Annotated in this window: 23 protein-coding genes and 1 other RNA gene; 20 read left to right on the forward strand and 4 right to left on the reverse strand. The window is 58.9% G+C overall.

The features are described from left to right. The first annotated feature begins 8 nt into the window (after positions 1 to 8). The 6 genes from rpsI (at position 9) to GHO32_RS00780 (ending at position 4,473) form a co-directional block, all read left to right on the forward strand. Positions 9 to 401, forward strand: a complete 393-nt coding sequence (rpsI, locus tag GHO32_RS00755) for a 30S ribosomal protein S9 (protein ID WP_048367211.1) — start codon at positions 9 to 11, stop codon at positions 399 to 401. 254 nt (positions 402 to 655) lie between these two features. Then, positions 656 to 1,249, forward strand: coding sequence for a ubiquinol-cytochrome c reductase iron-sulfur subunit (gene petA / locus GHO32_RS00760; protein WP_048367208.1), 594 nt, complete (start codon positions 656 to 658; stop codon positions 1,247 to 1,249). Then, positions 1,249 to 2,460: a cytochrome bc complex cytochrome b subunit gene (locus GHO32_RS00765; protein WP_048367207.1), complete on the forward strand. Its 1,212-nt coding sequence runs from the start codon at positions 1,249 to 1,251 to the stop codon at positions 2,458 to 2,460. Before petA ends, GHO32_RS00765 begins: the two co-directional genes overlap by 1 nt. Continuing rightward, entirely contained in the window at positions 2,460 to 3,239 is a 780-nt protein-coding gene (locus GHO32_RS00770; RefSeq protein WP_153335596.1) for a cytochrome c1, read from the forward strand. The genes GHO32_RS00765 and GHO32_RS00770 overlap by 1 nt, the downstream gene beginning before the upstream one ends. A gap of 185 nt (positions 3,240 to 3,424) precedes the next feature. Next, positions 3,425 to 4,042, forward strand: coding sequence for a glutathione S-transferase N-terminal domain-containing protein (locus GHO32_RS00775; protein WP_048389907.1), 618 nt, complete (start codon positions 3,425 to 3,427; stop codon positions 4,040 to 4,042). A gap of 17 nt (positions 4,043 to 4,059) precedes the next feature. Continuing rightward, positions 4,060 to 4,473: a ClpXP protease specificity-enhancing factor gene (locus GHO32_RS00780; protein WP_153335595.1), complete on the forward strand. Its 414-nt coding sequence runs from the start codon at positions 4,060 to 4,062 to the stop codon at positions 4,471 to 4,473. Between the two features lie 66 nt (positions 4,474 to 4,539). On the opposite strand, the gene GHO32_RS00785 is transcribed toward GHO32_RS00780, so the two are convergent. From GHO32_RS00785 to GHO32_RS00800, 4 genes are all read right to left on the reverse strand, one after another. Continuing rightward, a complete protein-coding gene (locus tag GHO32_RS00785) occupies positions 4,540 to 5,121 on the reverse strand; it encodes a BON domain-containing protein (RefSeq protein ID WP_048367202.1) in 582 nt (193 codons plus the stop codon). Continuing rightward, entirely contained in the window at positions 5,118 to 5,711 is a 594-nt protein-coding gene (locus GHO32_RS00790) for a phosphoheptose isomerase (RefSeq protein WP_048367201.1), read from the reverse strand. Before GHO32_RS00790 ends, GHO32_RS00785 begins: the two co-directional genes overlap by 4 nt. A 137-nt stretch (positions 5,712 to 5,848) precedes the next feature. Then, positions 5,849 to 6,211 carry a YraN family protein gene (locus GHO32_RS00795; RefSeq protein WP_048367199.1) on the reverse strand — a complete coding sequence of 121 codons (363 nt, stop codon included), beginning with the start codon at positions 6,209 to 6,211 and terminating at the stop codon, positions 5,849 to 5,851. Continuing rightward, positions 6,211 to 7,983: a penicillin-binding protein activator gene (locus GHO32_RS00800; RefSeq protein WP_123751354.1), complete on the reverse strand. Its 1,773-nt coding sequence runs from the start codon at positions 7,981 to 7,983 to the stop codon at positions 6,211 to 6,213. The genes GHO32_RS00795 and GHO32_RS00800 overlap by 1 nt, the downstream gene beginning before the upstream one ends. A gap of 236 nt (positions 7,984 to 8,219) precedes the next feature. Here GHO32_RS00800 and rsmI point away from each other — a divergent pair, with 236 nt between their 5' ends. The 14 genes from rsmI to GHO32_RS00870 all read left to right on the forward strand — a co-directional run bounded on the left by rsmI (position 8,220) and on the right by GHO32_RS00870 (position 23,280). Next, complete coding sequence (gene rsmI / locus GHO32_RS00805) at positions 8,220 to 9,077, forward strand: 16S rRNA (cytidine(1402)-2'-O)-methyltransferase (protein ID WP_153335606.1); 858 nt, start codon at positions 8,220 to 8,222, stop codon at positions 9,075 to 9,077. 126 nt (positions 9,078 to 9,203) lie between these two features. Continuing rightward, an RNA gene (rnpB, locus tag GHO32_RS00810) (RNase P RNA component class A) lies at positions 9,204 to 9,557 on the forward strand. A gap of 357 nt (positions 9,558 to 9,914) precedes the next feature. Next, a complete protein-coding gene (mraZ, locus tag GHO32_RS00815; protein ID WP_048367195.1) occupies positions 9,915 to 10,370 on the forward strand; it encodes a division/cell wall cluster transcriptional repressor MraZ in 456 nt (151 codons plus the stop codon). Continuing rightward, positions 10,367 to 11,314, forward strand: a complete 948-nt coding sequence (gene rsmH, locus GHO32_RS00820) for a 16S rRNA (cytosine(1402)-N(4))-methyltransferase RsmH (protein WP_371924511.1) — start codon at positions 10,367 to 10,369, stop codon at positions 11,312 to 11,314. Before mraZ ends, rsmH begins: the two co-directional genes overlap by 4 nt. Continuing rightward, positions 11,311 to 11,604: a cell division protein FtsL gene (gene ftsL / locus GHO32_RS00825; protein WP_048367192.1), complete on the forward strand. Its 294-nt coding sequence runs from the start codon at positions 11,311 to 11,313 to the stop codon at positions 11,602 to 11,604. The genes rsmH and ftsL overlap by 4 nt, the downstream gene beginning before the upstream one ends. Then, the gene (locus GHO32_RS00830; protein ID WP_048367191.1) at positions 11,601 to 13,346 is read left to right on the forward strand and encodes a penicillin-binding protein 2; all 1,746 of its coding nucleotides are present in this window, start codon (positions 11,601 to 11,603) and stop codon (positions 13,344 to 13,346) included. The genes ftsL and GHO32_RS00830 overlap by 4 nt, the downstream gene beginning before the upstream one ends. Then, the gene (murE, locus tag GHO32_RS00835; RefSeq protein WP_153335594.1) at positions 13,346 to 14,809 is read left to right on the forward strand and encodes a UDP-N-acetylmuramoyl-L-alanyl-D-glutamate--2,6-diaminopimelate ligase; all 1,464 of its coding nucleotides are present in this window, start codon (positions 13,346 to 13,348) and stop codon (positions 14,807 to 14,809) included. The genes GHO32_RS00830 and murE overlap by 1 nt, the downstream gene beginning before the upstream one ends. After that, a complete protein-coding gene (gene murF, locus GHO32_RS00840; protein WP_153335593.1) occupies positions 14,802 to 16,169 on the forward strand; it encodes a UDP-N-acetylmuramoyl-tripeptide--D-alanyl-D-alanine ligase in 1,368 nt (455 codons plus the stop codon). Before murE ends, murF begins: the two co-directional genes overlap by 8 nt. After that, the gene (gene mraY / locus GHO32_RS00845) at positions 16,169 to 17,251 is read left to right on the forward strand and encodes a phospho-N-acetylmuramoyl-pentapeptide-transferase (RefSeq protein WP_048367188.1); all 1,083 of its coding nucleotides are present in this window, start codon (positions 16,169 to 16,171) and stop codon (positions 17,249 to 17,251) included. The genes murF and mraY overlap by 1 nt, the downstream gene beginning before the upstream one ends. A 5-nt stretch (positions 17,252 to 17,256) precedes the next feature. Further along, positions 17,257 to 18,603 (forward strand): UDP-N-acetylmuramoyl-L-alanine--D-glutamate ligase, encoded by a 1,347-nt coding sequence (murD, locus tag GHO32_RS00850; RefSeq protein ID WP_368668312.1) that lies wholly within the window; start codon positions 17,257 to 17,259, stop codon positions 18,601 to 18,603. Next, the gene (ftsW, locus tag GHO32_RS00855; RefSeq protein ID WP_048367186.1) at positions 18,600 to 19,814 is read left to right on the forward strand and encodes a putative lipid II flippase FtsW; all 1,215 of its coding nucleotides are present in this window, start codon (positions 18,600 to 18,602) and stop codon (positions 19,812 to 19,814) included. The genes murD and ftsW overlap by 4 nt, the downstream gene beginning before the upstream one ends. Beyond that, positions 19,804 to 20,874 (forward strand): undecaprenyldiphospho-muramoylpentapeptide beta-N-acetylglucosaminyltransferase, encoded by a 1,071-nt coding sequence (murG, locus tag GHO32_RS00860; protein WP_153335592.1) that lies wholly within the window; start codon positions 19,804 to 19,806, stop codon positions 20,872 to 20,874. The genes ftsW and murG overlap by 11 nt, the downstream gene beginning before the upstream one ends. Further along, a complete protein-coding gene (gene murC, locus GHO32_RS00865; RefSeq protein WP_048367183.1) occupies positions 20,867 to 22,327 on the forward strand; it encodes a UDP-N-acetylmuramate--L-alanine ligase in 1,461 nt (486 codons plus the stop codon). Before murG ends, murC begins: the two co-directional genes overlap by 8 nt. Further along, positions 22,324 to 23,280, forward strand: a complete 957-nt coding sequence (locus GHO32_RS00870; protein WP_153335591.1) for a D-alanine--D-alanine ligase — start codon at positions 22,324 to 22,326, stop codon at positions 23,278 to 23,280. Before murC ends, GHO32_RS00870 begins: the two co-directional genes overlap by 4 nt. Positions 23,281 to 23,284 lie beyond the last annotated feature (4 nt).

Consider the following 23,284-nt stretch of genomic DNA (forward strand, 5'->3'; position numbering starts at 1 on the left):
AGTTCATTATGTCGGCGACTCAAAACTACGGCACTGGCCGTCGTAAGACTGCAACCGCACGCGTTTTCCTGCGTCCGGGTACTGGCAACATCTCCATCAACAACCGCTCCCTGGAAAACTTCTTCGGCCGCGAAACTGCCCGCATGGTAGTTCGTCAGCCGCTGGAACTGACCGAGACTGTTGAGAAATTCGACATCTACGTTACCGTTCTCGGTGGCGGTGTAAGTGGTCAAGCTGGCGCAATCCGCCACGGTATCACTCGCGCTCTGATGGACTACGACGAGACTCTGCGTAGCGCTCTGCGTAAAGCAGGCTACGTAACTCGCGATGCTCGTGAAGTTGAACGTAAGAAAGTCGGTCTGCGTAAAGCGCGTAAGCGTCCGCAGTACTCGAAGCGTTAATTCGCAGCTTCGTTCAAAAAGCCCAGCCTCCTCACGGAGCTGGGCTTTTTTTATGGGCGCAGAAAAGTTGCTGTGACAACGTGCCACATCCGCCAACTGCCTGTGCTGCAAGGGCTGCAGCCTGTACCTCCCGGTAATTACCTTGTTTTAGTGTGGTCTTTTCATTACCATTCGGCAAAATTTTTATAAAGATTAGTTTGCTACTTACTAGATGCCTGATTTAACAGGCCGCAAAGCTGATGGGAGAGGACGGAATGAGCAAAGTCGACGTTAATGTCGGTCGGCGTCGCTTCCTCGTGGCAGCCACATCCGTGGTGGGTGCTGCAGGAGCGGTGGGGGCGGCGGTCCCGTTCGTGGGGTCGTGGTTCCCCAGTGCCAAGGCCAAGGCCGCTGGTGCGCCGGTAAAGGTCAATATCGCCAAGGTCGAACCGGGCCAGCAAATGGTTGCAGAATGGCGTGGTCAGCCAGTGTTCATCGTCCGCCGAACAGAAGAAATCCTGGCCAATCTGAAGAAAATCGATGATCGGCTTGCGGATCCAGACTCCAAACAGTCAGACCAACCGACCTACGTAAACCCCGAATTACGCTCGATCAAGCCCGAAATCCTGCTGCTGATCGGCATCTGCACCCACTTGGGTTGCTCGCCTACTTTCCGTCCTGAAGTGGCCCCTGCCGACCTTGGCAAGGATTGGGTGGGAGGGTATTTCTGCCCGTGTCATGGTTCGCACTATGACCTGGCGGGCCGCGTCTACAAGGCTCAGCCTGCCCCGTTAAACCTGCCTGTGCCGCCTTATTACTATGAGTCGGACAACATTATTGTCGTTGGCCTTGATGGGGAGACCGCGTAATGAGCAAGTTCATGGATTGGATTGATGCTCGCTTCCCGGCCACCAAAATGTGGGAAGACCACCTCAGCAAGTACTACGCACCGAAGAACTTCAACTTCCTCTACTTCTTTGGCTCTCTCGCCTTGCTGGTGCTGGTCAACCAGATCGTTACGGGCGTGTGGCTGACCATGAGTTACACGCCGACGGCAGAGGACGCATTTGCTTCTGTCGAATACATCATGCGTGACGTCGAATACGGTTCGATTCTGCGCCTGTTGCACTCCACCGGTGCGTCGGCGTTCTTTATCGTGGTGTATCTGCACATGTTCCGTGGCTTGCTCTACGGCTCTTATCAGAAGCCGCGCGAGCTGGTCTGGCTGTTCGGCATGATGATTTATCTGGCCCTGATGGCAGAAGCATTCATGGGCTATTTGCTGCCATGGGGGCAAATGTCCTACTGGGGCGCCCAGGTGATCATCTCGCTGTTTGGGGCGATCCCGGTGATCGGTAACGACCTGACGCAATGGATCCGCGGTGACTACCTGATCTCCGGCATTACCCTGAACCGCTTCTTCGCGCTGCACGTTGTCGCACTGCCCATCGTGATTTTGGGGCTGGTGGTGCTGCACATTCTGGCGCTGCATGAAGTGGGCTCGAACAACCCTGACGGCATTGATATCAAGAAGTACAAGGACGAGAACGGCATCCCGCTGGACGGCATTCCGTTCCACCCGTACTACACCGTGAAAGACATTGTCGGCGTTGTGGTGTTCTTGTTTATCTTCTGCTCGATTGTGTTCTTCTTCCCTGAAATGGGCGGCTACTTCCTCGAAAAACCGAACTTTGAGCAGGCTAACGCCTTCAAGACGCCGGAGCATATTGCCCCTGTGTGGTACTTCACGCCGTTCTACGCGATCTTGCGGGCCATCCCGGACAAGCTCATGGGCGTGATCGCCATGGGCGCAGCGATTGCGGTGCTGTTTGTGTTGCCCTGGCTGGACCGCAGCCCTGTTAAATCCATGCGCTACAAAGGCTGGATGAGCAAGATCTGGTTGTGGGTGTTCTGCATCTCGTTCGTGATTCTGGGTGTGTTGGGTGTGTTGTCGCCGACCCCGGAGCGCACGTTGTTGTCGCAGGTGTGTACGTTCCTGTACTTCGCCTACTTCATTCTGATGCCGTTCTACACCCGGCTTGAGAAGACCAAACCGGTTCCGGAAAGGGTGACTGGCTGATGAAAAAGTTATTTGCCGTATTAATGCTTGTGATGATGCCGGTGCTGTCCTTTGCGTCCGAACAGGGCGTGCACCTGGACAAGGTCGACATCGATGTTTCTGACAAGGCCGCGTTGCAAGATGGTGCGCGTACCTTTGCCAACTATTGCATGGGCTGTCACAGCGCCAAGTTTCAGCGTTACGAGCGGGTGGCTGACGATCTGGGGATCCCTCACGATGTCATGCTGAAGAATCTGGTGTTCACCGGCGCCAAAATTGGCGATCACATGAACATCGGCATGCAGCCTGAAGACGCCAAGGCGTGGTTTGGCGCGGCGCCGCCTGACTTGACCCTGGTTGCTCGCGTGCGCGGTACAGATTGGCTCTACAGCTATCTGCGTTCGTTCTATGAAGACCCGTCGCGCCCTTGGGGTGTGAACAATACGGTCTTCCCGAATGTGGGCATGCCAAACGTGCTTGCGCCGCTGCAAGGGCGTCAAGTTATCGGTTGCAAGCAAGTACAGATCGTCGAAGACGGCAAGAAGCAGTATGATCCGCTCACCGGCACGCCTTTGACACATGAAGCGTGCGACCAGCTGACAGTGTTGCCCAAGACCGGCACGCTGACTGAAGAGCAGTTCGACGAGAAGATCAAGAACCTTGTGACCTTCCTGGCCTATTCGGCCAACCCGGTGAAGCTGGAGCATCAGCGCATCGGTACGTACGTGCTGCTCTATCTGGCCTTCTTCTTCGTCTTCGCTTATTTGCTCAAGCGCGAATACTGGAAGGATGTGCACTGATACCGTTACATGCATTGCTGTTAATCGTGCGCGCCCAAGGGTGTCTCTAAAAAGGTAACAGTGCAGGACACAGTGAAAGCGGGGCCAACTTGGCCCGCTTTCGCGGTTCTGCTGTTATGGGAGGCATTTCTTGGGCGCGTTCGTTTTTCCGCTCCTGATAATTTCAACAAGCGAGGAGGACCGCCATGGGCGTGACCAATCGGTTGGCCTGTTACTCCGACCCCGCCGACCACTATTCCCACCGAGTACGTATTGTACTCGCCGAGAAAGGTGTCAGCGCCGAGATCATCAGTGTGGTGGCGGGTCGTCATCCGCCAAAACTGATCGAAGTGAACCCGTACGGCAGCCTGCCAACCCTGGTCGATCGCGACCTGGCGTTGTGGGAATCGACTGTCGTGATGGAATACCTGGATGAGCGTTACCCGCATCCGCCGTTGTTGCCGGTGTACCCGGTAGCGCGGGCCAACAGCCGTCTGCTGATGCACCGGATCCAGCGTGACTGGTGCAACCTGGTCGACTTGATCCTCGATTCGCGTACCAAAGAGCCGGCACGTGTGCAGGCGCGCAAAGAATTGCGCGAGAGTCTGACCGGCGTGTCGGCATTATTTGCAGACAAACCTTTTTTCCTAAGTGACGAGCAAAGTCTGGTCGACTGCTGCCTATTACCGATACTCTGGCGCCTGCCTGTTTTGGGTATTGAGTTGCCGCGGCCTGCCAAGCCGCTGCTTGACTATATGGAGCGCCAGTTTGCGCGTGAGGCTTTCCAGGCAAGCTTGTCTGGTGTCGAACGCGACATGCGCTAAGGCTTTAGGAGCCCTTGATGAATTCAAGTCGACCTTATCTGGTGCGTGCGCTCTATGAGTGGATTGTGGATAACGATTGCACTCCGCACTTGCTGGTTAAATCGGACTACCCGAAGGTGCAAGTGCCTCAGGGTTTTGCCAGTGACGGACAGATTGTCCTGAACGTATCCCCGAGCGCCGTGCGTAACCTGCACATGGACAACGAAGCAGTCAGTTTTGACGGGCGTTTTGGAGGTGTGCCACACACGTTGTACGTGCCGGCAGCTGCCATTCTGGGTATTTACGCCCGGGAAAACGGCCAGGGCATGATGTTTGATCTTGAAGAAGCGTTTGACGTGGATGACGAGATTGAGCCGGACGACGACAGCCCGCCACCAGACACCGAGCCGCCGCGCCCTAGCGGACGGCCAAGCCTCAAAGTGGTGAAGTAACAAAAAAGGCGACCTGCAGAGGTCGCCTTTTTTATGGTCGCTGTCCCGTCCTGTAGGAGCGAGCAATCAGTCGATGTACTCAAAGAGTTTGACGATCTTCTGCACGCCGGACACGCCTTGTACCAGGTTGGTAGCGCGGGCGGCTTCTTGCTGGGTAACCAGGCCGAGCATGTAAACAATGCCGTTCTCGGTCACGACTTTGATGCGCGAGCCCGGAATGGCGTTGTCAGTCAGCATTTGGGTTTTGATCTTGGTGGTCAGCCAGGCATCGTTGTTGCGCGCCAGGATCGAGGAGGGCGCCATGACTTGCAGCTCGTTGTTGACCTTTTTGACCCGCTGCACAGCCGCAGCGGCTTGTTCAGCCTGGGCCTTGAGGTCGGCGCGTGGGGTCTGGCCTGCCAGCAGCACGATACCGTTGTAGCTGGTGACCACGATGTGCGAGCCGTTATCCAGATCCGGGTTGGCCTTGGCGACGTTGACGGCCACTTTGGTTTCAATCAGCGAATCATCGATTTTGCTGCCGAACGTGCGGGTGCCACGGTCGTCTTCAATCGGCGTGTCACGGGTTGCGGTCAGTACTGAGCTGCAACCTGCGGTCAGGCCGAGGCACAGCGTCAATGCCACGAGGCTAAGGCGCTTAAAAGTCATTCTTCACTCCCAAACAGTTGGCTGTCGATCAGATCGCACAGGCAGTGGATCGCCAGCAGGTGGACTTCTTGAATACGTGCAGTGACAGTGGACGGAACGCGGATTTCCACGTCCTCAGGCAGCAGCAGCGAGGCCATGCCGCCGCCGTCGCGGCCGGTCAGGGCGACTACGATCATTTCGCGATCATGCGCCGCTTGAATAGCCTGAATGATGTTGGCTGAGTTGCCGCTCGTGGAGATCGCCAGTAGTACGTCGCCGGGTTGGCCGAGGGCGCGGATCTGCTTGGAAAAAACCTCGTTGAAGGTGTAGTCGTTGGCGATCGAGGTGATCGTCGAGCTGTCAGTGGTCAATGCAATGGCAGGCAGGCTTGGGCGCTCGCGCTCAAAGCGGTTGAGCAGCTCGGACGAGAAGTGCTGGGCGTCACCGGCTGAGCCGCCGTTGCCGCACGAGAGCATTTTGCCTTCGTTGAGCAGGGCGTTGACCATCACTTGGCTGGCAAGCTCGATGTGCGGAGCAAGTACCGCCATCGCCTGCTGCTTGGTGTCGATACTGGCCTGAAAAAGCTGGCGAATCCGGGATTGCATGTCCATCTATGTGACCTTAATTAGGGCGGCTGGTCGGGCGTGATCCAGGTGTTCCTGAGTGACTTCCCGGCACAAAAATGTGCAGCCCGCAAAGCAAAGCAAAATCGTTTTAAAAAGGGTGCTGAAATTGGCCCTGCAGCGTTTTAGCTGTCAAAGGCGTTTCGTAGCCAGTTCAAGTGAGGTGTTGCGCTATCCATGGCTACCACGTCGAATCGGCACGGGTAGTTGGCCCAGCGTGATTCACGTTGCAAGAAGTACTGGGCGGCCATAATCAGCTTCTGACGCTTACGAGCATCAACGCTGGCGAGTGCGCCACCCCATTGCGCATGTTGTCGGTAACGAACTTCGACGAATACTACTGTATCGCCGTCAAGCATGACCAGATCCAGCTCGCCGCGCTTGCATAGCCAATTTTGCGCCAGCAAGCGTAAACCGTGTCGCTCAAGATGCCGCAGCGCAGTGCGCTCGGCATCTTTGCCTGTTTGCTGGCTTGAGCGATCGGGCATCAGTTGGGTGTGTCAGGCAGGCGATGAATCTGCCCGTTGGCGAACTCGGCCCATGGCAACTGACGCTGAATGTGTTGGCTGGAGTCCATGCTGAGGCTGCCGGACAAGCCGTCGACACGGTTTTCAGGCAGTGCCTTGAGCTGACCCAGGCGCGACGACAATTCGAAAGCGTCTACGCCCATGGCGTACAGACGGCCCAGGCTACCACCGGCTTGTGGCCATTGCGCTGCTACTTGCTGGCGTAATGGGTTGGCGGTGTCGAGCAGCCAAGGGGTTTCGCAAAAGCGGATGCCGTTCATGTCGTTGTACTGGTTCTGGTCGCCGCTGGCACTGAAGACGTGCGAGGTGGCGTAAACCGGGATGTCACCGGCGTACTGGTAGTTCAGGGTCGGTTTGATCTGTTGGGCTTGCTGCGGTGTTGCGGCCAGGAAGATGAACTCCATGTCCTGGCGGCGCGATGGCTGGCCAGAGCCGCCAGCGTTACGCAGTTGCACCAGATCGGCAACCTGTTGTGCCAGGGCAACCGGCTTGTCGATGTGTTCGACGCCGACAATGGTGCCGCCGTTAGCTTCCCATTCCTGACGGAAGGCTTTAAGTACGCGGTCACCCCATTCGCCTTGCGGCACCATGGCGCCTGCGCGAGTCAGGCCGTCGGCATGGGCACGGCGAGCCACTTCACGAGCTTCGTCTTCAGCCGCCAGACCAAACTGGAACAGTTGCGCCGGGCCTTGACCGCCTTCGCTGTAGTTCAGGGCCAGGGTAGTAATCGGCAGTTGCTGGTGCATGTTCAGTTGCTTGACCAGGGATTTCTCCAGCGGGCCGACCACCAGTTGCACGCCATCGGCCTGGGCCTTGCGATAGAAGTCATCCAGCGAGGTCAGGCGCGAGCTGTCATAGAACTGAACGCTCGGCGGGTTTTGACCGGCTTGCTGTGCCTGATAGTAGGCCGCCATGAAGCCGTCGCGCAGTGCTTTGCTGACAGAGGCCAGTTGGCCGTCCTGGGGCAGCAGCAGGGCGATCTTGGTCAGCGGTTGGCTGGCGAGTTCCTTGAGCTTGATCAGCGTGGCTGGCAGTTGAATGGCTGCCGGGTGCGCCGGGTTTTGTGCGCGCCATTGATCGATGGCGTTTTGCTGGTCTTGCAGGCTGCTGGCGCTCTTGATCGCCAGCGCCAAAGACATCCAGCCGCCCAGTACGCCAGGCTCGGGCGTGCGCAACTGGTCAGCCGGCAAGGCGGCAACCAGTGCCCAGATGGCCTCGTTGTTGCTGTTGGCGGCCTCGCCGGTCAGGCTTTGGCTCATGGCAACACGCTCGCGCGCGGCGGCCAGGGTTTGACCGTCAGCCTCCAGTGCCAGGGCGCGAACCTTGTGGGTGCGCATTTGCAGGTCGGCCGGCATCTCGTTGAGGCGCGAGACGCTTGGGTGGTTCAGGGCGACCAGCGCGTCTTTGGGCTGATTGCGGCTCATCGCCAGTTCAGCGGCCAGGGTGCTGGCAAACACTTGTTGTGCAGGCTTGAGCTGATCCAGCGGCACTTGCGCCAGAATTTGCGCAGCGCGCTGGTTATTGTGTTGGCGTATGGCAAGGTCGGTTGCGGACAGGCGCAGCAGCGCTGCCTTTTCCGGGTCCTTGCTCGCAGAGGCCTCTTGCAGCAGCTGTTCAAGGCTGGCATCGGGCGTACGTGGGAGTTCGCCAAGGCTGGACGAGGGCGAGCTGGCGCAGGCCGCCAGCAAGGCAGCGAGGCAGAGGGCAGTGAACAGCCGCAGGCAAGCGATCATGTAGTGTTCCTGATACTCGAACAAAAGAGTGGCGAAGTGTACCCAAGCGCTGGCCGGGACGCGATCTTACTGGTGATAAAGCTTCACTTTAGATGAGTTCTGGCCACTGCGATGGGCAGTGTTTTGCCGGTTGAGACTTTTGGCCGCTCCTTTAAGGGTGCGTCCGGCCAGGCTCTACGCGTTACAATGGCGCCTTTAACTCTCATGAGGTGCGCGTTTTGACTGCTCCAGGTGCTTTGAATTCCGTTGTTGGCTCACTTTATGTGGTGGCCACGCCCATCGGTAACCTGGACGACATCAGTGCGCGTGCGCTCAAAGTGTTGCGCGAGGTATCGCTGATCGCGGCCGAGGACACGCGCCACTCGCTGCGCCTGATGCAGCATTTTGGTATCGCGACGCCGCTGGGCGCCTGCCACGAGCATAACGAGCGGGATGAAGGAAACCGCTTCATTCAGCGCTTGCTCGCCGGTGAGGACGTGGCGTTGATCTCCGACGCGGGCACCCCGTTGATCTCTGATCCGGGCTACCACCTGGTGCGCCAGGCACGTGCGGCCGGGGTTAAAGTGGTGCCGGTGCCGGGGGCATGCGCCTTGATTGCCGCCTTGTCGGCCGCTGGCTTGCCCTCTGACCGTTTTATCTTCGAAGGCTTCTTGCCCGCCAAGGCGGTGGGCCGTCGCTCGCGTCTGGAAGCAGTAAAGGAAGAACCGCGCACGCTGATTTTCTACGAGGCGCCGCACCGTATTCTGGAATGCCTGCAAGACATGGAGTCGGTGTTTGGTCCTGATCGCCCGGCATTGTTGGCGCGGGAGTTGACCAAGACCTTTGAAACCCTCAAGGGCTTGCCTTTGTCCGAACTGCGCGCTTTTGTCGAGGCAGATAGCAATCAACAGCGTGGCGAATGCGTGGTGTTAGTTGCTGGCTGGACTGCTCCCGAGACTGATCAAGTTGTCAGCAGTGAAGCCATGCGCATTCTGGATTTGTTGCTTAAAGAGATGCCGCTCAAGCGTGCTGCTGCATTGGCCGCTGAAATAACCGGTGAGCGCAAGAATGTGTTGTACCAAGTTGCGCTTGATAAGCAGAAAGCTGAGCAGTGAGTAGTGGCATTTGGCCTTGATTTAATAATCGAGCTTTAAATATAGCCGCAGAAGTTTGGTTGTCGGGCGCTAATGCACGCTTTAAAGCTTGTTCTATACGCTGCGTACAGTTAACCTTCGCGCCGGAGAGTCGATTGGACAGTCGCTGCCCTCTATGAAAATTAGAGGGGGGAGGAAAGTCCGGGCTCCATAGGGCGAAGTGCCAGGTAATGCCTGGGAGGCGTGAGCCTACGGAAAGTGCCACAGAAAATAACCGCCTAAGCGTTTCGGCGCCGGTAAGGGTGAAAAGGTGCGGTAAGAGCGCACCGCACGTCTGGCAACAGTTCGTGGCTAGGTAAACCCCACTTGGAGCAAGACCAAATAGGGTCCCAAGGCGTGGCCCGCGCTGGGACCGGGTAGGTTGCTAAAGATGTCCAGTGATGGCCATCGTAGACGAATGACTGTTCACGACAGAACCCGGCTTACAGATCGACTCTCCACCTTTTTCCCCCTGCTTGTTTCGCAAGCAGATAGGCATGTAGAAATGCTCGCTTCACCCCCTCGCTTTAGTTGCATGAAGAACCGCTCATCTTAATGTCAAAAAAACCTCACTCTTAAGAAAGCACTTTAAGTTTGAAGTCCTGCGCATTGAATTAGCTGCGGATCGCCCCTCCAAAAAAGCTTTCGCTTATTGCTGTACGTCTATTTACCCACCTAAATCTCCGTAATGTAAGGATTTTCCTTCGGGCCGCGCCTTGACGGTGTGGTAGGGGCATTCCTATAGTGTGCGCAAGTGGCGAAAAGTGGCATAAAGTGGGTTTTCCAGACGTAAAACGCTAATATTTGGAGTGCCGCCTCGTGTTTCGCGGAGCTAACGCAATCAGTCTCGATGCCAAGGGCCGTCTCGCAATGCCGAGCCGGTACCGTGACGAGCTGAATTCGAGAAGCTCCGGGCAACTGATTGTGACCATTGATGCGGTGGATCCCTGCTTATGTGTGTACCCGCTCGATGAGTGGGAATTGATTGAAACCAAGCTGCGGGCGTTGCCGTCGTTACGTGAAGAAAACCGACGTTTACAGCGCTTGTTGATTGGTAATGCCGTCGATCTTGAGCTCGACGGCAGTGGTCGTTTTCTGGTGCCGCCGCGTTTGCGTGAGTATGCCAAGTTGGACAAGCGCGCGATGTTGGTGGGCCAGTTGAACAAGTTTCAACTGTGGGACGAGGATGCCTGGGAAGCCGTTTCTGCCGCTGACCTTGCAGCCATTCAACAACCGGGCGCGATGCCTGATGAACTGCGTGATTTAATTCTGTGACTATTGATAGCGACTTCAACCACATCACCGTACTGCTCGATGAAGCCGTAGAGGCTCTCGCCGTACGTCCTGATGGATGCTATCTGGATGGCACCTTTGGTCGCGGCGGACATAGCCGCCTGATACTCCAGCATCTTGGCCCCCAGGGGCGTCTCCTCGGGTTTGATAAAGATCCACAAGCGATTGCGACCGGGCAAGCGCTAGCGGCCGAAGACGGCCGCTTTGTCATTGTGCAGCGCAGCTTTGCTGAAATGGGATCCGAAGTGGCCGAGCGCGGCCTGGCCGGCAAGGTCAGCGGTGTCTTGCTCGACCTGGGCGTGTCTTCGCCACAGCTTGACGACCCGGAGCGTGGCTTCAGCTTCATGAATGACGGCCCGCTGGACATGCGCATGAACCCGAATACGGGCATTAGCGCGGCGGAGTTCGTCAACACCGCCTCCCACGAAGAAATTACCCGTGTGTTCAAGGAGTACGGCGAAGAGCGTTTTTCCGGTCGCATGGCCCGTGCCGTGGTCGAGCGCCGTGAAATCACGCCGTTTGAGCGCACTGGCGATCTGGCTGAAGTGCTTAAAGTTGCCAACCCGGCTTGGGAAAAGGGCAAGCACCCTGCGACCCGTACGTTCCAGGGCCTGCGTATTCACGTCAATAACGAACTCGGAGACCTGAAGGCCGGTCTTGAAGCGGCGCTGGAGTCGCTGGAAGTCGGCGGCCGTCTGGTTGTTATCAGCTTCCACTCCCTCGAGGACCGTATCGTCAAGCTGTTCATGCGCGATTTGGTCAAAGGTGAACCGGACAACCTGCCGCGTGGCTTGCCTGTCCAGCACAAAGCCTTTGAACCCAAGATCAAAATTCATGGCAAGGCGCAGTTCGCTTCTGAAGCCGAACTCAAAGCCAATCCGCGCTCGCGCAGCGCTGTCATGCGCGTTGCGGAGAAGCTTCGTTGAACAAGCTTTACGCCAAACCCCTCCCCGGCGGAAGCTTCTTCATGCTGCTGCTGTTTGTTGCCGTGCTGGTTTCAGCCGTGGGCGTTTCCTACAGCGCGCACTGGAACCGCCAATTGCTCAACACCCTGTACGGGGAACTGAGCGTGCGTGACAAGGCCCAGGCAGAGTGGGGCCGCTTGATCCTTGAGCAGAGCACCTGGACTGCCCATAGCCGTATCGAAACCCTGGCCAGCGAACAACTGAAGATGCACATCCCCGGTGCAGCAGAAGTTCGGATGGTGACGCCATGATCAAACTCGAAGGCGCGCTCTATCCGTGGCGTTTTCGCGTGGTGCTGGGTTTGCTGGCGCTGCTGGTAGGCGCGATCGCCTGCCAGATTATCTACCTGCAAGTGATCGACCACGATTTCTTGAAAGGTCAGGGTGATGCCCGCAGCTTGCGGCACATCACTATCCCGGCACACCGCGGGTTGATTACCGACCGTAATGGCGAGCCTTTGGCGGTCAGTACGCCGGTGACCACGCTGTGGGCCAACCCAAAAGAAATGCAAGCGGGTAAAGATCACTGGCCGGCATTGGCACGCGCGCTTGGGCAAGACCCTAAGGTGCTGACTGCGCGCCTTGAGCAGCAAGCCAACAAAGAATTCATTTACCTCGTTCGTGGCCTGACGCCCGAGCAGGGGCAAGTCGTGCTCGATCTCAAGGTTCCGGGCGTTTACGGCATTGAAGAGTTCCGCCGTTTCTACCCGGCCGGTGAAGTCACCGCGCACATGGTGGGCTTTACCGATATCGATGACAAAGGCCGTGAAGGTGTCGAGCTGGCCTATGACGAATGGCTGGCCGGTGTGCCGGGCAAGCGACAGGTTATCAAGGACCGACGCGGTCGTCTGATCAAAGACATTCAAGTCACTAAAAACGCCAAGGCAGGGAAGACCTTGGCGTTGTCGATTGACCTGCGCCTGCAATACCTGGCCAACCGCGAACTGCGCAATGCGCTGGTCGAAAACGGTGCCAAGGCGGGCAGCCTGGTGATCATGGATGTGAAGACCGGCGAAATCCTCGCCATGGTCAACCAACCGACTTACAACCCGAACAACCGTCGCAACCTGCAACCGGCGATGATGCGTAACCGTGCCATGATCGACGTGTTCGAGCCGGGCTCAACGGTTAAGCCGATCTCGATGAGCGCGGCACTGGAAACCGGTCGCTGGAAACCCACCGACAAGGTTGAGGTGTACCCGGGTACCTTGCAGTTGGGCAAATACACCATCCGTGACGTATCGCGTACTGAAGGCCCGGTACTGGACCTGACCGGCATCCTGATCAACTCCAGTAACGTGGGTATGAGTAAGGTCGCCTTCGATATCGGTGGCGAAGCGATTTTCCGTCAGATGGCGAAAATGGGTCTGGGCCAGGACACCGGTCTGGGCTTCCCCGGCGAGCGTGTGGGTAACCTGCCGAACTACCGTGAGTGGCGCAAAGCCGAAACCGCGACCCTGTCTTACGGCTACGGTGTTTCCGTGACGGCCATACAGTTGGTTCACGCGTTCTCGGCATTGGCCAACAACGGCAAGCTGGCACCGCTGACCTTGCTCAAAGCCGACAAGGACAAGCCTGTACAAGCCACGCAAGTCATGCCGGAGCAGGTCGCCAAGACCTTGCAGGGCATGCTCCAGGAAGTGATCGAAAACCCGCGTGGTGTCTGGCGTGCCAAAGTGCCGGCGTATCACGTCGGCGGCAAGTCGGGTACGGCGCGTAAAACCTCGTCCGGCGGCGTTAAAGGCTACGCAGTCAACTCTTACCGTTCCCTGTTTGCCGGGTTTGGCCCGATGAGTGACCCGCGCTACGCGATCGTGGTCGTGATCGATGAGCCGAGCAAAGCGGGCTACTTCGGTGGTCTGGTATCGGCGCCGGTCTTCAGCAAAGTGATGTCTGGCACGTTGCGCCTGATGAACGTGACCCCGGACAACCTGCCGACCGCAGCAGAGCAACAAGCTGCGACCGCTGCAGCAGCCAAAGGAGGGCGCGGTTAATGTCCCTGAACCTGATCAAGATTTTCCCTAACGCGGGTCACGACGTGATGATCCGTGAGTTGACCCTCGACAGCCGCAGTGTGCGTGCCGGTGATTTGTTCCTCGCGGTGCCGGGCGCCAAGCTCGATGGCCGCGAACACATCGCCGATGCCTTGCAGCGTGGCGCAGCCGCCGTGGCCTATGAAGTCGAAGGCGCTTCGGTGTTGCCGATTACCGATGTACCGCTGATCCCTGTCAAAGGCTTGATCGCCCAACTGTCTGACCTGGCCGGGCGCTTTTATGGTGAACCAAGCCACGCCCTCAATCTGGTGGGTGTTACCGGCACCAATGGCAAAACCAGCGTGACGCAACTGGTCGCCCAAGCGCTTGATCACCTGGGCCAGCACTGCGGCATCATTGGCACGCTGGGTACCGGTTTTTACGGTGCGCTGCAAAGCGGGCGCAATACCACGCCGGACCCGATTGCGGTGCAAGCCATGTTGGCCGATCTGAAAAAGGCCGGGGCCAGAGCCGTTGCCATGGAAGTGTCGTCCCACGGGCTGGATCAAGGTCGGGTCAGCGCGTTGGCGTTCGACGTGGCCGTGATGACCAACTTGTCCCGCGATCATCTGGACTATCACGGCACCATGGAAGCTTACGCAGCCGCCAAGGCCAAGCTGTTTGCCTGGCCAGATCTGCGCTGCCGGGTGGTGAACCTGGATGACGAGTTCGGCCGTCAACTGGCGAACGAAAAGCACCCCTCGAAACTGATCAGTTACAGCCTCGAAGACAGCAGCGCTTACCTGTATTGCCGTGACGCGGTGTTCGATGACGATGGTGTGCGCGCCACGTTGGTAACCCCGCAAGGCGAGCACCTGTTGCGCAGCACTTTGCTCGGTCGTTTCAACCTGAGCAACGTCCTGGCGGCGGTTGGCGCGCTGCTCGGTCTTGACTATGCGCTTGATGAAATTCTCAAGGTCTTGCCCAAGCTGGAAGGCCCGGTGGGTCGCATGCAGCGCCTGGGCGGCGGCAGCAAGCCGCTGGTCGTGGTCGATTATGCTCACACCCCGGACGCCCTGGAAAAAGTACTGGCAGCCCTGCGTCCTCACGCCAAAGGTCAATTGCACTGCCTGTTCGGGTGCGGCGGTGACCGTGATCGCGGCAAGCGCCCGATCATGGCCGAAGTGGTCGAGCGGTTGGCTGACGCCGTACTGGTGACAGACGACAACCCGCGCAGCGAAGACCCGGCGCAGATCTTCAGCGATATCCGTGCAGGCTTTGCCAACGCTGACAAGGTGACCTTTGTCGCCGGTCGCGGTGCTGCCATTGCCCAGATCATCGCCAATGCCGACGCCGAGGACGTCATCGTGCTGGCCGGTAAGGGGCACGAGGACTATCAGGAAATCAACGGCGAACGCCACGATTTCTCAGACCTGGTCGAAGCTGAAAAAGCCCTGGACGCCTGGGAGGCTGCGCATGCTTAAGCCTTTGTTGTTGAGCGAAGTGGCAGCCACTCTGAACGGCCGTGTGGTCGGTGCAGACGCGTCTTTCAGCGGCGTCAGCATCGACAGTCGCGCCATTGCCCAGGGCCAGTTGTTCATAGCCCTGACTGGCCCGCGTTTTGATGGCCATGACTATTTGAATGATGTAGCCGAAAAAGGCGCCGTCGCCGCCCTTGTTGAGCGCGAAGTGCCTGAGTCGGCCTTGCCTCAACTGGTGGTCAAGGATACCCGTGTCGCATTGGGCCAATTGGGCGCGCTGAACCGTGCCGGCTACGACAAGCCTGTTGCGGCCATCACGGGCTCCAGCGGCAAAACCACGGTCAAGGAAATGCTTGCCTGCATCCTGCGCACGCGCGGCCCGGTGCTGGCGACCAAGGGCAACTTGAATAACGACTTGGGCGTGCCGCTGACCCTGCTCGAACTAACTCAGGAACACACCTCGGCGGTCATCGAACTGGGTGCTTCACGCATCGGCGAAATCGCCTACACCGTGGCCATGACCAAGCCCCACGTTGCGGTACTGAACAACGCCGGTACCGCCCACGTGGGTGAGTTCGGCGGCCCTGACAAAATCGTCGAGGCCAAAGGTGAAATTATTGAAGGCCTGGCCGCAGACGGCGTCGCTGTGCTCAACCTCGATGACAAGGCTTTTGCCATCTGGCACGCCCGTGCCGCCGGTCGCCAGGTGCTCAGCTTCTCGCTGAAAAACCCTGAAGCAGATTTTTACGCCAGCGATTTGAGCCTGGATGCGCGGGGTTGCCCAGGTTTTACCTTGCACAGCCCGCAAGGTGTCGAGCCGGTTCAAATCAACCTGTTGGGCATCCATAACGTGGCCAACGCCTTGGCCGCCGCGGCTGCCGCCCATGCGCTGGGTGTGTCGTTGTTCGGCATCAAAACCGGCCTTGAAGCCGTGCAGCCGGTCAAGGGGCGGGCGGTCGCGCAAGTGACTGGCACAGGCCTGCGAATTATTGATGACACTTACAACGCAAACCCCACCTCAATGTGCGCTGCCGTTGATATACTCGCCGCCTTTTCCGGTCGTACCGTCCTGGTACTCGGAGACATAGGCGAGTTGGGTGAGTGGGCGGAGCAAGGACATCGTGAAGTAGGCGCTTATGCCGCCGACAAGGTTTCAGCGCTCTATGCGGTGGGACCGCTGATGGCTCATGCCGTCGCTGCATTTGGACACCAGGCTCGTCACTTTGCCAATCAGGCTGACCTGATCACGGCACTTCGCACTGAGCACGAAAAAAACACCACTATTTTGATCAAGGGCTCGCGCAGCGCAGCGATGGAAAACGTCGTTGCGGCACTGTGCGGTTCCTGCGGGGAGAAACATTAATGCTGCTGCTTCTAGCGGAGTATCTACAACAGTTCTACAAGGGCTTCGCAGTCTTCCAGTACCTGTCCCTGCGCGGGATTCTGGGCGTACTGACCGCGCTGTCGTTGTCGTTGTGCCTGGGCCCGTGGATGATCCGCACCTTGCAAAACCGTCAGATCGGCCAATCGGTGCGTAATGATGGTCCGCAATCACACCTGTCCAAATCCGGCACCCCGACCATGGGCGGTGCGTTGATTTTGTCGGCCATAACCATCAGCACCTTGCTGTGGGCTGACCTGAGCAACCGTTATGTGTGGGTCGTGTTGCTGGTGACCCTGCTGTTTGGCGCCATCGGCTGGGTTGACGACTACCGCAAGGTCATCGAAAAGAACTCGCGCGGGCTGCCAAGCCGCTGGAAGTACTTCTGGCAATCGGTGTTCGGTCTGGCTGCGGCGATCTTCCTGTACGTAACCGCGCCAAGCGCCGTCGAAACCACCCTGATCCTGCCGATTCTTAAAGATGCCAGCATTCCACTGGGCATCGGCTTTGTCGTGCTGACCTATTTTGTGATCGTCGGTTCGAGCAATGCAGTCAACCTGACTGACGGCCTCGACGGCCTGGCGATCATGCCCACCGTGATGGTCGGCGGCGCGCTGGGTATCTTCTGCTATCTGTCGGGCAACCTGAAATTCGCTGACTACCTGCTGATCCCGTATGTCCCGGGCGCCGGTGAGTTGATTGTGTTCTGCGGCGCACTGATTGGCGCCGGTCTTGGTTTCCTGTGGTTCAACACCTACCCGGCACAAGTGTTCATGGGCGACGTCGGCGCACTGGCACTGGGTGCTGCGCTGGGCACCATCGCGGTCATCGTGCGTCAAGAAATCGTGCTGTTCATCATGGGCGGTGTGTTCGTGATGGAAACCCTGTCGGTGGTCATCCAGGTCGCGTCGTTCAAGCTGACTGGCAAGCGGGTGTTCCGTATGGCGCCGATTCACCACCACTTTGAACTCAAGGGCTGGCCTGAGCCACGCGTGATCGTCCGTTTCTGGATTATCACCGTGATCCTCGTGTTGATCGGCCTTGCCACGCTGAAGCTGAGGTAGAACCTGTGTCTCTGATCGCTTCTGACCACTTCCGCATCGTTGTCGGCCTCGGCAAGAGCGGCATGTCCCTGGTACGCTTTCTGGCGAGCCGGGGTGTGTCGTTTGCCGTGGCAGACACGCGGGAAAATCCCCCGGAGCTGGCCACGCTGCGCCGTGACTATCCGCAGGTGGACGTGCGTTGTGGCGAGCTGGACGTCGAGTTCCTGTGCCGCGCCGACGAGCTCTACGTGAGCCCCGGCCTGGCTCTGGCGACGCCTGCGCTGCAAGCGGCCGCTGCCCGTGGGGTGAAACTGTCGGGCGACATCGACCTGTTCGCGCGTAACGCAAAAGCGCCCATCGTGGCAATCAGTGGTTCCAACGCGAAGAGCACTGTGACCACGCTGGTGGGCGAAATGGCCGCGGCGGCCGGCAAGCGTGTGGCCGTGGGCGGCAACCTCGGCACCCCGGCGCTGGACCTACTCAGCGATGACATCGAGCTGTACGTGATGGAACTCTCGAGCTTCCAGCTCGAAACCACCAACGATCTCGGCGCCGAAGTCGCCACCGTGCTTAACATCAGCGAAGACCACATGGACCGCTACAGCGGCCTGCCGGCGTACCACTTGGCCAAGCACCGGATTTTCCGTGGCGCTCGCCAAGTGGTGTTCAACCGTCAGGACGCGCTGACCCGTCCGCTGATGGGCGAAGGCCTGCCGTGCTGGTCGTTCGGCTTGAGCGTTCCCGATTTCAAGGCGTTCGGCCTGCGCGAAGAACAGGGCGAAAAATACCTGGCCTTCGAATTTCAGAACCTGATGCCCGTGCGTGAACTGAAAATCCGTGGCGCGCACAACCAGGCCAACGCCCTGGCTGCGCTGGCGCTGGGGCATGCCGTGGGCTTGCCGTTCGACGCCATGCTGTCGAGCCTGCGCACGTTTGCCGGTCTCGAGCACCGCTGCCAATGGGTCCGCGAACTGGACGGCGTGAGCTATTACAACGACTCCAAAGCCACCAACGTCGGTGCTGCCCTGGCCGCCATTGAAGGCTTGGGTTCGGACATGGACGGCAAGCTGATCCTGATCGCCGGCGGTGACGGCAAGGGCGCTGATTTCAGCGGCCTGCGCGATTCCGTCGCCAAGCACTGCCGCGCCGTGGTGTTGATGGGCCGCGATAGCGGTCTGATCGCTGATGCGTTGGGTGATGCGGTTCCGCAAATTCGTGCCACATCGCTGGACGACGCCATTGCGCAAAGCCGTGCACACGCTCGCCCAGGTGACGCGGTACTGCTGTCGCCCGCGTGCGCCAGCTTTGACATGTTCAAAAATTACGAAGAACGCGGCCACCTCTTTGCACGTGCAGTGGAGGCATTGGCATGATCTTCGGTTTCCTGAAACCTTACCCTTCGCCCTTGATCACGGGCCGTGGCATTGACCTCGACTTCCCGCTGCTGGCCGGTTGTCTGGCGCTGCTGGGCCTGGGGCTGGTGATGATCACCTCGGCATCGTCCGAAGTGGCGGCATTGCAGTCGGGTAACACGCTGTACCACATGATCCGGCACCTGTTTTACATCGTGCTCGGTCTGGGTGCGTGCGTGATGACCATGATGGTGCCGATTGCGACCTGGCAGCGTATGGGCTTCATGCTGCTGATCGGTGCGTTCGGCTTGCTGGTCATGGTGTTGCTGCCGGGCATTGGCCGTGAGGTCAACGGTTCGATGCGCTGGATCGGTTTCAGCTTCTTTAACGTGCAGCCTTCGGAAATCGCCAAGGTGTTTGTGGTGATTTACCTCGCCGGCTACCTGGTGCGTCAGCAGAAGGAAGTGCGCGACAGCTGGATGGGGTTTTTTAAACCCTTCATCGTGTTGCTGCCCATGGCTGGTCTGTTGCTGATGGAGCCTGACTTCGGCGCCACCGTCGTAATGATGGGCGCTGCGGCGGCCATGTTGTTCCTCGGCGGTGTGGGCCTGTTCCGCTTCGCATTGATGGTGGCGTTGGCGGTGGGCGCGGTGTTCGTGCTGGTTCAAGCACAGCCGTACCGGATGGCGCGTCTGATTACCTTTACCGACCCATGGTCCGACCAGTTTGGTTCGGGCTATCAACTCACCCAGGCACTGATCGCGTTCGGTCGCGGCGAGTGGTTCGGGGTGGGCTTGGGCAACAGCGTACAAAAGCAGTTCTACCTGCCTGAAGCGCACACCGACTTCGTGTTCTCGGTATTGGCTGAAGAACTCGGCGTGGTCGGTTCGTTGCTGACCGTGGCGCTGTTCGTGTTCGTCTGTGTGCGCGGCATGTACATCGGCATGTGGGCAGAGCGCGCCAAACAATACTTCTCGGCTTACATGGCGTACGGCTTGTCGTTCCTGTGGATCGGCCAGTTCCTGATCAACATCGGGGTTAACGTCGGTTTGCTGCCTACCAAAGGCCTGACCTTGCCATTCCTCAGTTATGGCGGCAGTTCGTTGGTGATTTGCTGTGTGTGTATGGGTTTGTTGCTGCGCATCGAGTGGGAGAGTCGAACCCACCTGGGCAGCGAAGAGACCGACTTCAAAGAAAGCGACTTCGCAGAGGAGCCGAACCATGGGCGCTAATGTGCTGATCATGGCGGGCGGCACCGGCGGGCATGTGTTCCCGGCGCTGGCTTGCGCGCGTGAATTTGAAGCGCGTGGCTACACCGTGCACTGGCTCGGAACACCGCGAGGCATCGAAAACGAACTGGTTGAACCGGCAGGCTTTACCCTGCACCGGATCAACGTCACCGGCCTGCGTGGCAAAGGCAAACTGTCGCTGCTCAAGGCACCGTTTGTATTGCTCAAGGCCTTGTTCCAGGCACGCGCAATCATCCGCCAGCTCAAGCCCGTGTGCGTGCTCGGCTTTGGCGGCTATGTGACCGGGCCTGGTGGCCTGGCGGCCAAAACTTGCGGCGTGCCGGTGATCATTCACGAGCAGAACGCCGTGGCCGGTACCGCCAACCGTTTGTTGGTGCCGATGACGAGCCGTGTGTGTGAAGCCTTCCCGCAGACATTTGCCGCCTCCGACAAACTGCGCACCACCGGCAACCCGGTGCGCCCCGAGCTGTTCACCCTGGCGCCCCGCGCTGCACTCGAAGGGCGCAAGGCGCGCTTGCTGGTGCTGGGCGGCAGCCTGGGTGCCGAGCCCCTGAACAAATTACTGCCTGAAGCCTTGGCCAACGTAGCGGCTGAGCTGCGCCCTGAAGTGTTTCATCAGGCGGGCAAACAACACGATGAAATCACCGCCCAGCGTTACACCGCGGCCGGTGTCGAGGCGGATGTTCAGCCCTTCATCAAAGACATGGCCCACGCTTATGGCTGGGCCGACCTGGTGGTTTGTCGCGCAGGCGCGCTGACCGTCAGTGAACTGGCTGCGGCCGGTCTGCCTTCGCTGCTGGTGCCGTTGCCCCACGCGATTGACGACCATCAGAGCCGTAATGCTGACTTTTTGGCACGGGAGGGCGCGGCCTTCCTGATGCCGCAAGCAACAACTGGCGCGGCCGAACTGGCGGCTCGCCTGACAGAGGTATTGATGCAACCGGAACGACTCAACAGCATGGCGGCCAACGCGCGTCGCCTGGCCAAACCTGATGCCACCCGTAACGTTGTCGACATCTGCCTGGAGGTGGCCAATGGTTGAGAATCAAAAAGCCATGCCGCAACCGGAAATGCGCCGCATCCGTCGTATCCACTTCGTCGGTATCGGCGGCGTGGGCATGTGCGGGATCGCTGAGGTATTGCTGAACCTGGGCTATCAGGTGTCGGGTTCTGACCTCAATGCATCGGCTGTCACCGAACGCCTTGAGTCGTTTGGCGCGCACATCTTTATCGGCCACCGTGCCGAGAACGCTGCCAACGCCGATGTACTGGTGGTGTCCAGCGCTGTAAACACCTCCAACCCGGAAGTCGCCAGTGCGCTTGAGCGCCGCATTCCGGTAGTGCCACGGGCCGAAATGCTGGCTGAGCTGATGCGCTATCGCCACGGCATCGCCGTTGCCGGCACGCACGGCAAAACCACCACCACCAGCCTGTTGGCCTCGGTGTTCGCGGCCGGTGGCCTGGACCCGACGTTCGTGATCGGTGGCCGTCTGAATGCAGCAGGCACCAATGCCCAGCTGGGCACCAGCCGTTACCTGATCGCTGAAGCTGACGAGAGCGATGCCAGCTTCCTGCACCTGCAACCGCTGGTTGCGGTCGTCACCAACATCGACGCCGACCACATGGCGACCTACGAAGGCGACTTCAACAAACTGAAGAAAACCTTCGTCGAGTTCCTCCACAACCTGCCGTTCTACGGCTTGGCTGTGCTGTGCCTGGACGATCCGGTGGTGCGTGAAATCCTGCCGCTGGTTAAACGTCCAACCGTGACCTACGGCTTCAGCGAAGCCGCTGACGTGCGCGCAATCAATGTGCGCCAGCAGGGCATGCAAACCTTCTTTACCGTACTGCGCCCAGACCGCGAGCCGCTGGATGTGTCGGTCAACATGCCGGGCAACCACAACGTGCTGAATGCCTTGGCCACCATCTGCATTGCCTCCGATGAAGGCATCAGCGATGAAGCCATCGTTCAGGGCTTGTCGGGCTTTCAGGGCGTGGGTCGACGTTTCCAGGTCTACGGCGAACTGCCAGTCGACGGCGGCAGCGTGATGCTGGTGGACGACTACGGTCACCACCCGACCGAAGTTGCTGCAGTGATTAAAGCCGTGCGCGGTGGCTGGCCTGAGCGCCGCCTGGTCATGGTCTATCAGCCGCACCGCTTTAGCCGGACCCGCGACCTGTACGACGATTTCGTGCAAGTGCTGGCCGACGCCAACGTGTTGCTGTTGATGGAAGTCTACCCGGCGGGCGAAGAGCCGATTCCGGGCGCGGACAGCCGTCAGCTGTGCCACAGCATCCGTCAGCGTGGCCAGTTGGACCCGATCTACATCGAGCGCGGCGTTGAGCTGGCGCCGATCGTCAAGCCGCTGCTGCGTGCGGGCGACATTCTGTTGTGCCAAGGGGCGGGCGATATCGGCCGTCTGGCACCGCAACTGATTAAAAGTCCGTTGTTCGCCGGCGCTGTGATCGCTGCCAACGAGGGGAAACTGAAATGACTGCTGCCTACGCCACGCTGTTTTCGACCATCGCCCCCGCCGATTTCGGCCGGGTAGCGGTGCTCTTTGGCGGCAAAAGTGCTGAACGTGAAGTGTCCCTGAAATCGGGTAATGCCGTTCTCAAGGCACTGCTGGACGCAGGTGTGAATGCCTTCGGTATCGATGTGGGCGATGACTTCATCAGCCGTATCACTGCTGAAAAAATCGACCGCGCCTTTATCATCCTCCACGGTCGTGGCGGTGAAGACGGCAGCATGCAAGGCCTGCTGGAATGCTTGGGCATTCCTTACACCGGCAGCGGCATTCTGGCGTCGGCCTTGGCCATGGACAAGCTGCGCACCAAGCAGGTGTGGCACAGCCTGGGGATTCCAACGCCGCGTCACGCCGTGTTGAGCAGCGAAGCCGATTGTATTTCTGCGGCGAAGGAACTGAGCTTCCCTTTGATCGTCAAACCGGCCCATGAAGGTTCAAGTATCGGTATGGCCAAAGTGAACAGTGCAGACGAATTGATCGTCGCCTGGACTGACGCCAGTAAGTACGACTCGCAAGTGCTGGTTGAGCAATGGATCCACGGTCCTGAGTTCACCATCGCCACCCTGCGTGACCAAGTGTTGCCACCTATCGCACTGGGCACGCCGCATACGTTCTACGACTACGACGCCAAATACGTGTCTGAGGATACTCAGTACCGGATTCCGTGCGGCCTTGATAGCGACAAAGAGCAAGAGCTGATGGAACTCACGGCCAAAGCCTGTGAGGCGATCGGGATTGCCGGTTGGGGCCGTCTGGACGTGATGCAAGACGTCGATGGCCAGTTCTGGCTGCTTGAGGTCAACACCGCGCCGGGCATGACCGACCATAGCCTGGTGCCGATGGCGGCCAAGGCGGCGGGCCTGGATTTCCAACAACTGGTGCTGTCGATTCTGGCCGCCAGTGTTGAGTCACGAGGTTAAGACC

The organism is Pseudomonas sp. FSL R10-2189, from assembly GCF_009600325.1.
Classification (GTDB): Bacteria; Pseudomonadota; Gammaproteobacteria; order Pseudomonadales; family Pseudomonadaceae; genus Aquipseudomonas; species Aquipseudomonas helleri.

Bases quoted from the DNA above. Each gene is read 5' to 3' on its own strand.
- rpsI (WP_048367211.1), top strand. From the start codon at position 9: ATGTCGGCGACTCAAAACTACGGCACTGGCCGTCGTAAGACTGCAACC.
- petA (WP_048367208.1), top strand. From the start codon at position 656: ATGAGCAAAGTCGACGTTAATGTCGGTCGGCGTCGCTTCCTCGTGGCA.
- GHO32_RS00765 (WP_048367207.1), top strand. From the start codon at position 1,249: ATGAGCAAGTTCATGGATTGGATTGATGCTCGCTTCCCGGCCACCAAA.
- GHO32_RS00770 (WP_153335596.1), top strand. From the start codon at position 2,460: ATGAAAAAGTTATTTGCCGTATTAATGCTTGTGATGATGCCGGTGCTG.
- GHO32_RS00775 (WP_048389907.1), top strand. From the start codon at position 3,425: ATGGGCGTGACCAATCGGTTGGCCTGTTACTCCGACCCCGCCGACCAC.
- GHO32_RS00780 (WP_153335595.1), top strand. From the start codon at position 4,060: ATGAATTCAAGTCGACCTTATCTGGTGCGTGCGCTCTATGAGTGGATT.
- GHO32_RS00785 (WP_048367202.1), bottom strand. From the start codon at position 5,121: ATGACTTTTAAGCGCCTTAGCCTCGTGGCATTGACGCTGTGCCTCGGC.
- GHO32_RS00790 (WP_048367201.1), bottom strand. From the start codon at position 5,711: ATGGACATGCAATCCCGGATTCGCCAGCTTTTTCAGGCCAGTATCGAC.
- GHO32_RS00795 (WP_048367199.1), bottom strand. From the start codon at position 6,211: ATGCCCGATCGCTCAAGCCAGCAAACAGGCAAAGATGCCGAGCGCACT.
- GHO32_RS00800 (WP_123751354.1), bottom strand. From the start codon at position 7,983: ATGATCGCTTGCCTGCGGCTGTTCACTGCCCTCTGCCTCGCTGCCTTG.
- GHO32_RS00830 (WP_048367191.1), top strand. From the start codon at position 11,601: ATGATCAAACTCGAAGGCGCGCTCTATCCGTGGCGTTTTCGCGTGGTG.
- murE (WP_153335594.1), top strand. From the start codon at position 13,346: ATGTCCCTGAACCTGATCAAGATTTTCCCTAACGCGGGTCACGACGTG.
- murF (WP_153335593.1), top strand. From the start codon at position 14,802: ATGCTTAAGCCTTTGTTGTTGAGCGAAGTGGCAGCCACTCTGAACGGC.
- mraY (WP_048367188.1), top strand. From the start codon at position 16,169: ATGCTGCTGCTTCTAGCGGAGTATCTACAACAGTTCTACAAGGGCTTC.
- ftsW (WP_048367186.1), top strand. From the start codon at position 18,600: ATGATCTTCGGTTTCCTGAAACCTTACCCTTCGCCCTTGATCACGGGC.
- murG (WP_153335592.1), top strand. From the start codon at position 19,804: ATGGGCGCTAATGTGCTGATCATGGCGGGCGGCACCGGCGGGCATGTG.
- murC (WP_048367183.1), top strand. From the start codon at position 20,867: ATGGTTGAGAATCAAAAAGCCATGCCGCAACCGGAAATGCGCCGCATC.
- GHO32_RS00870 (WP_153335591.1), top strand. From the start codon at position 22,324: ATGACTGCTGCCTACGCCACGCTGTTTTCGACCATCGCCCCCGCCGAT.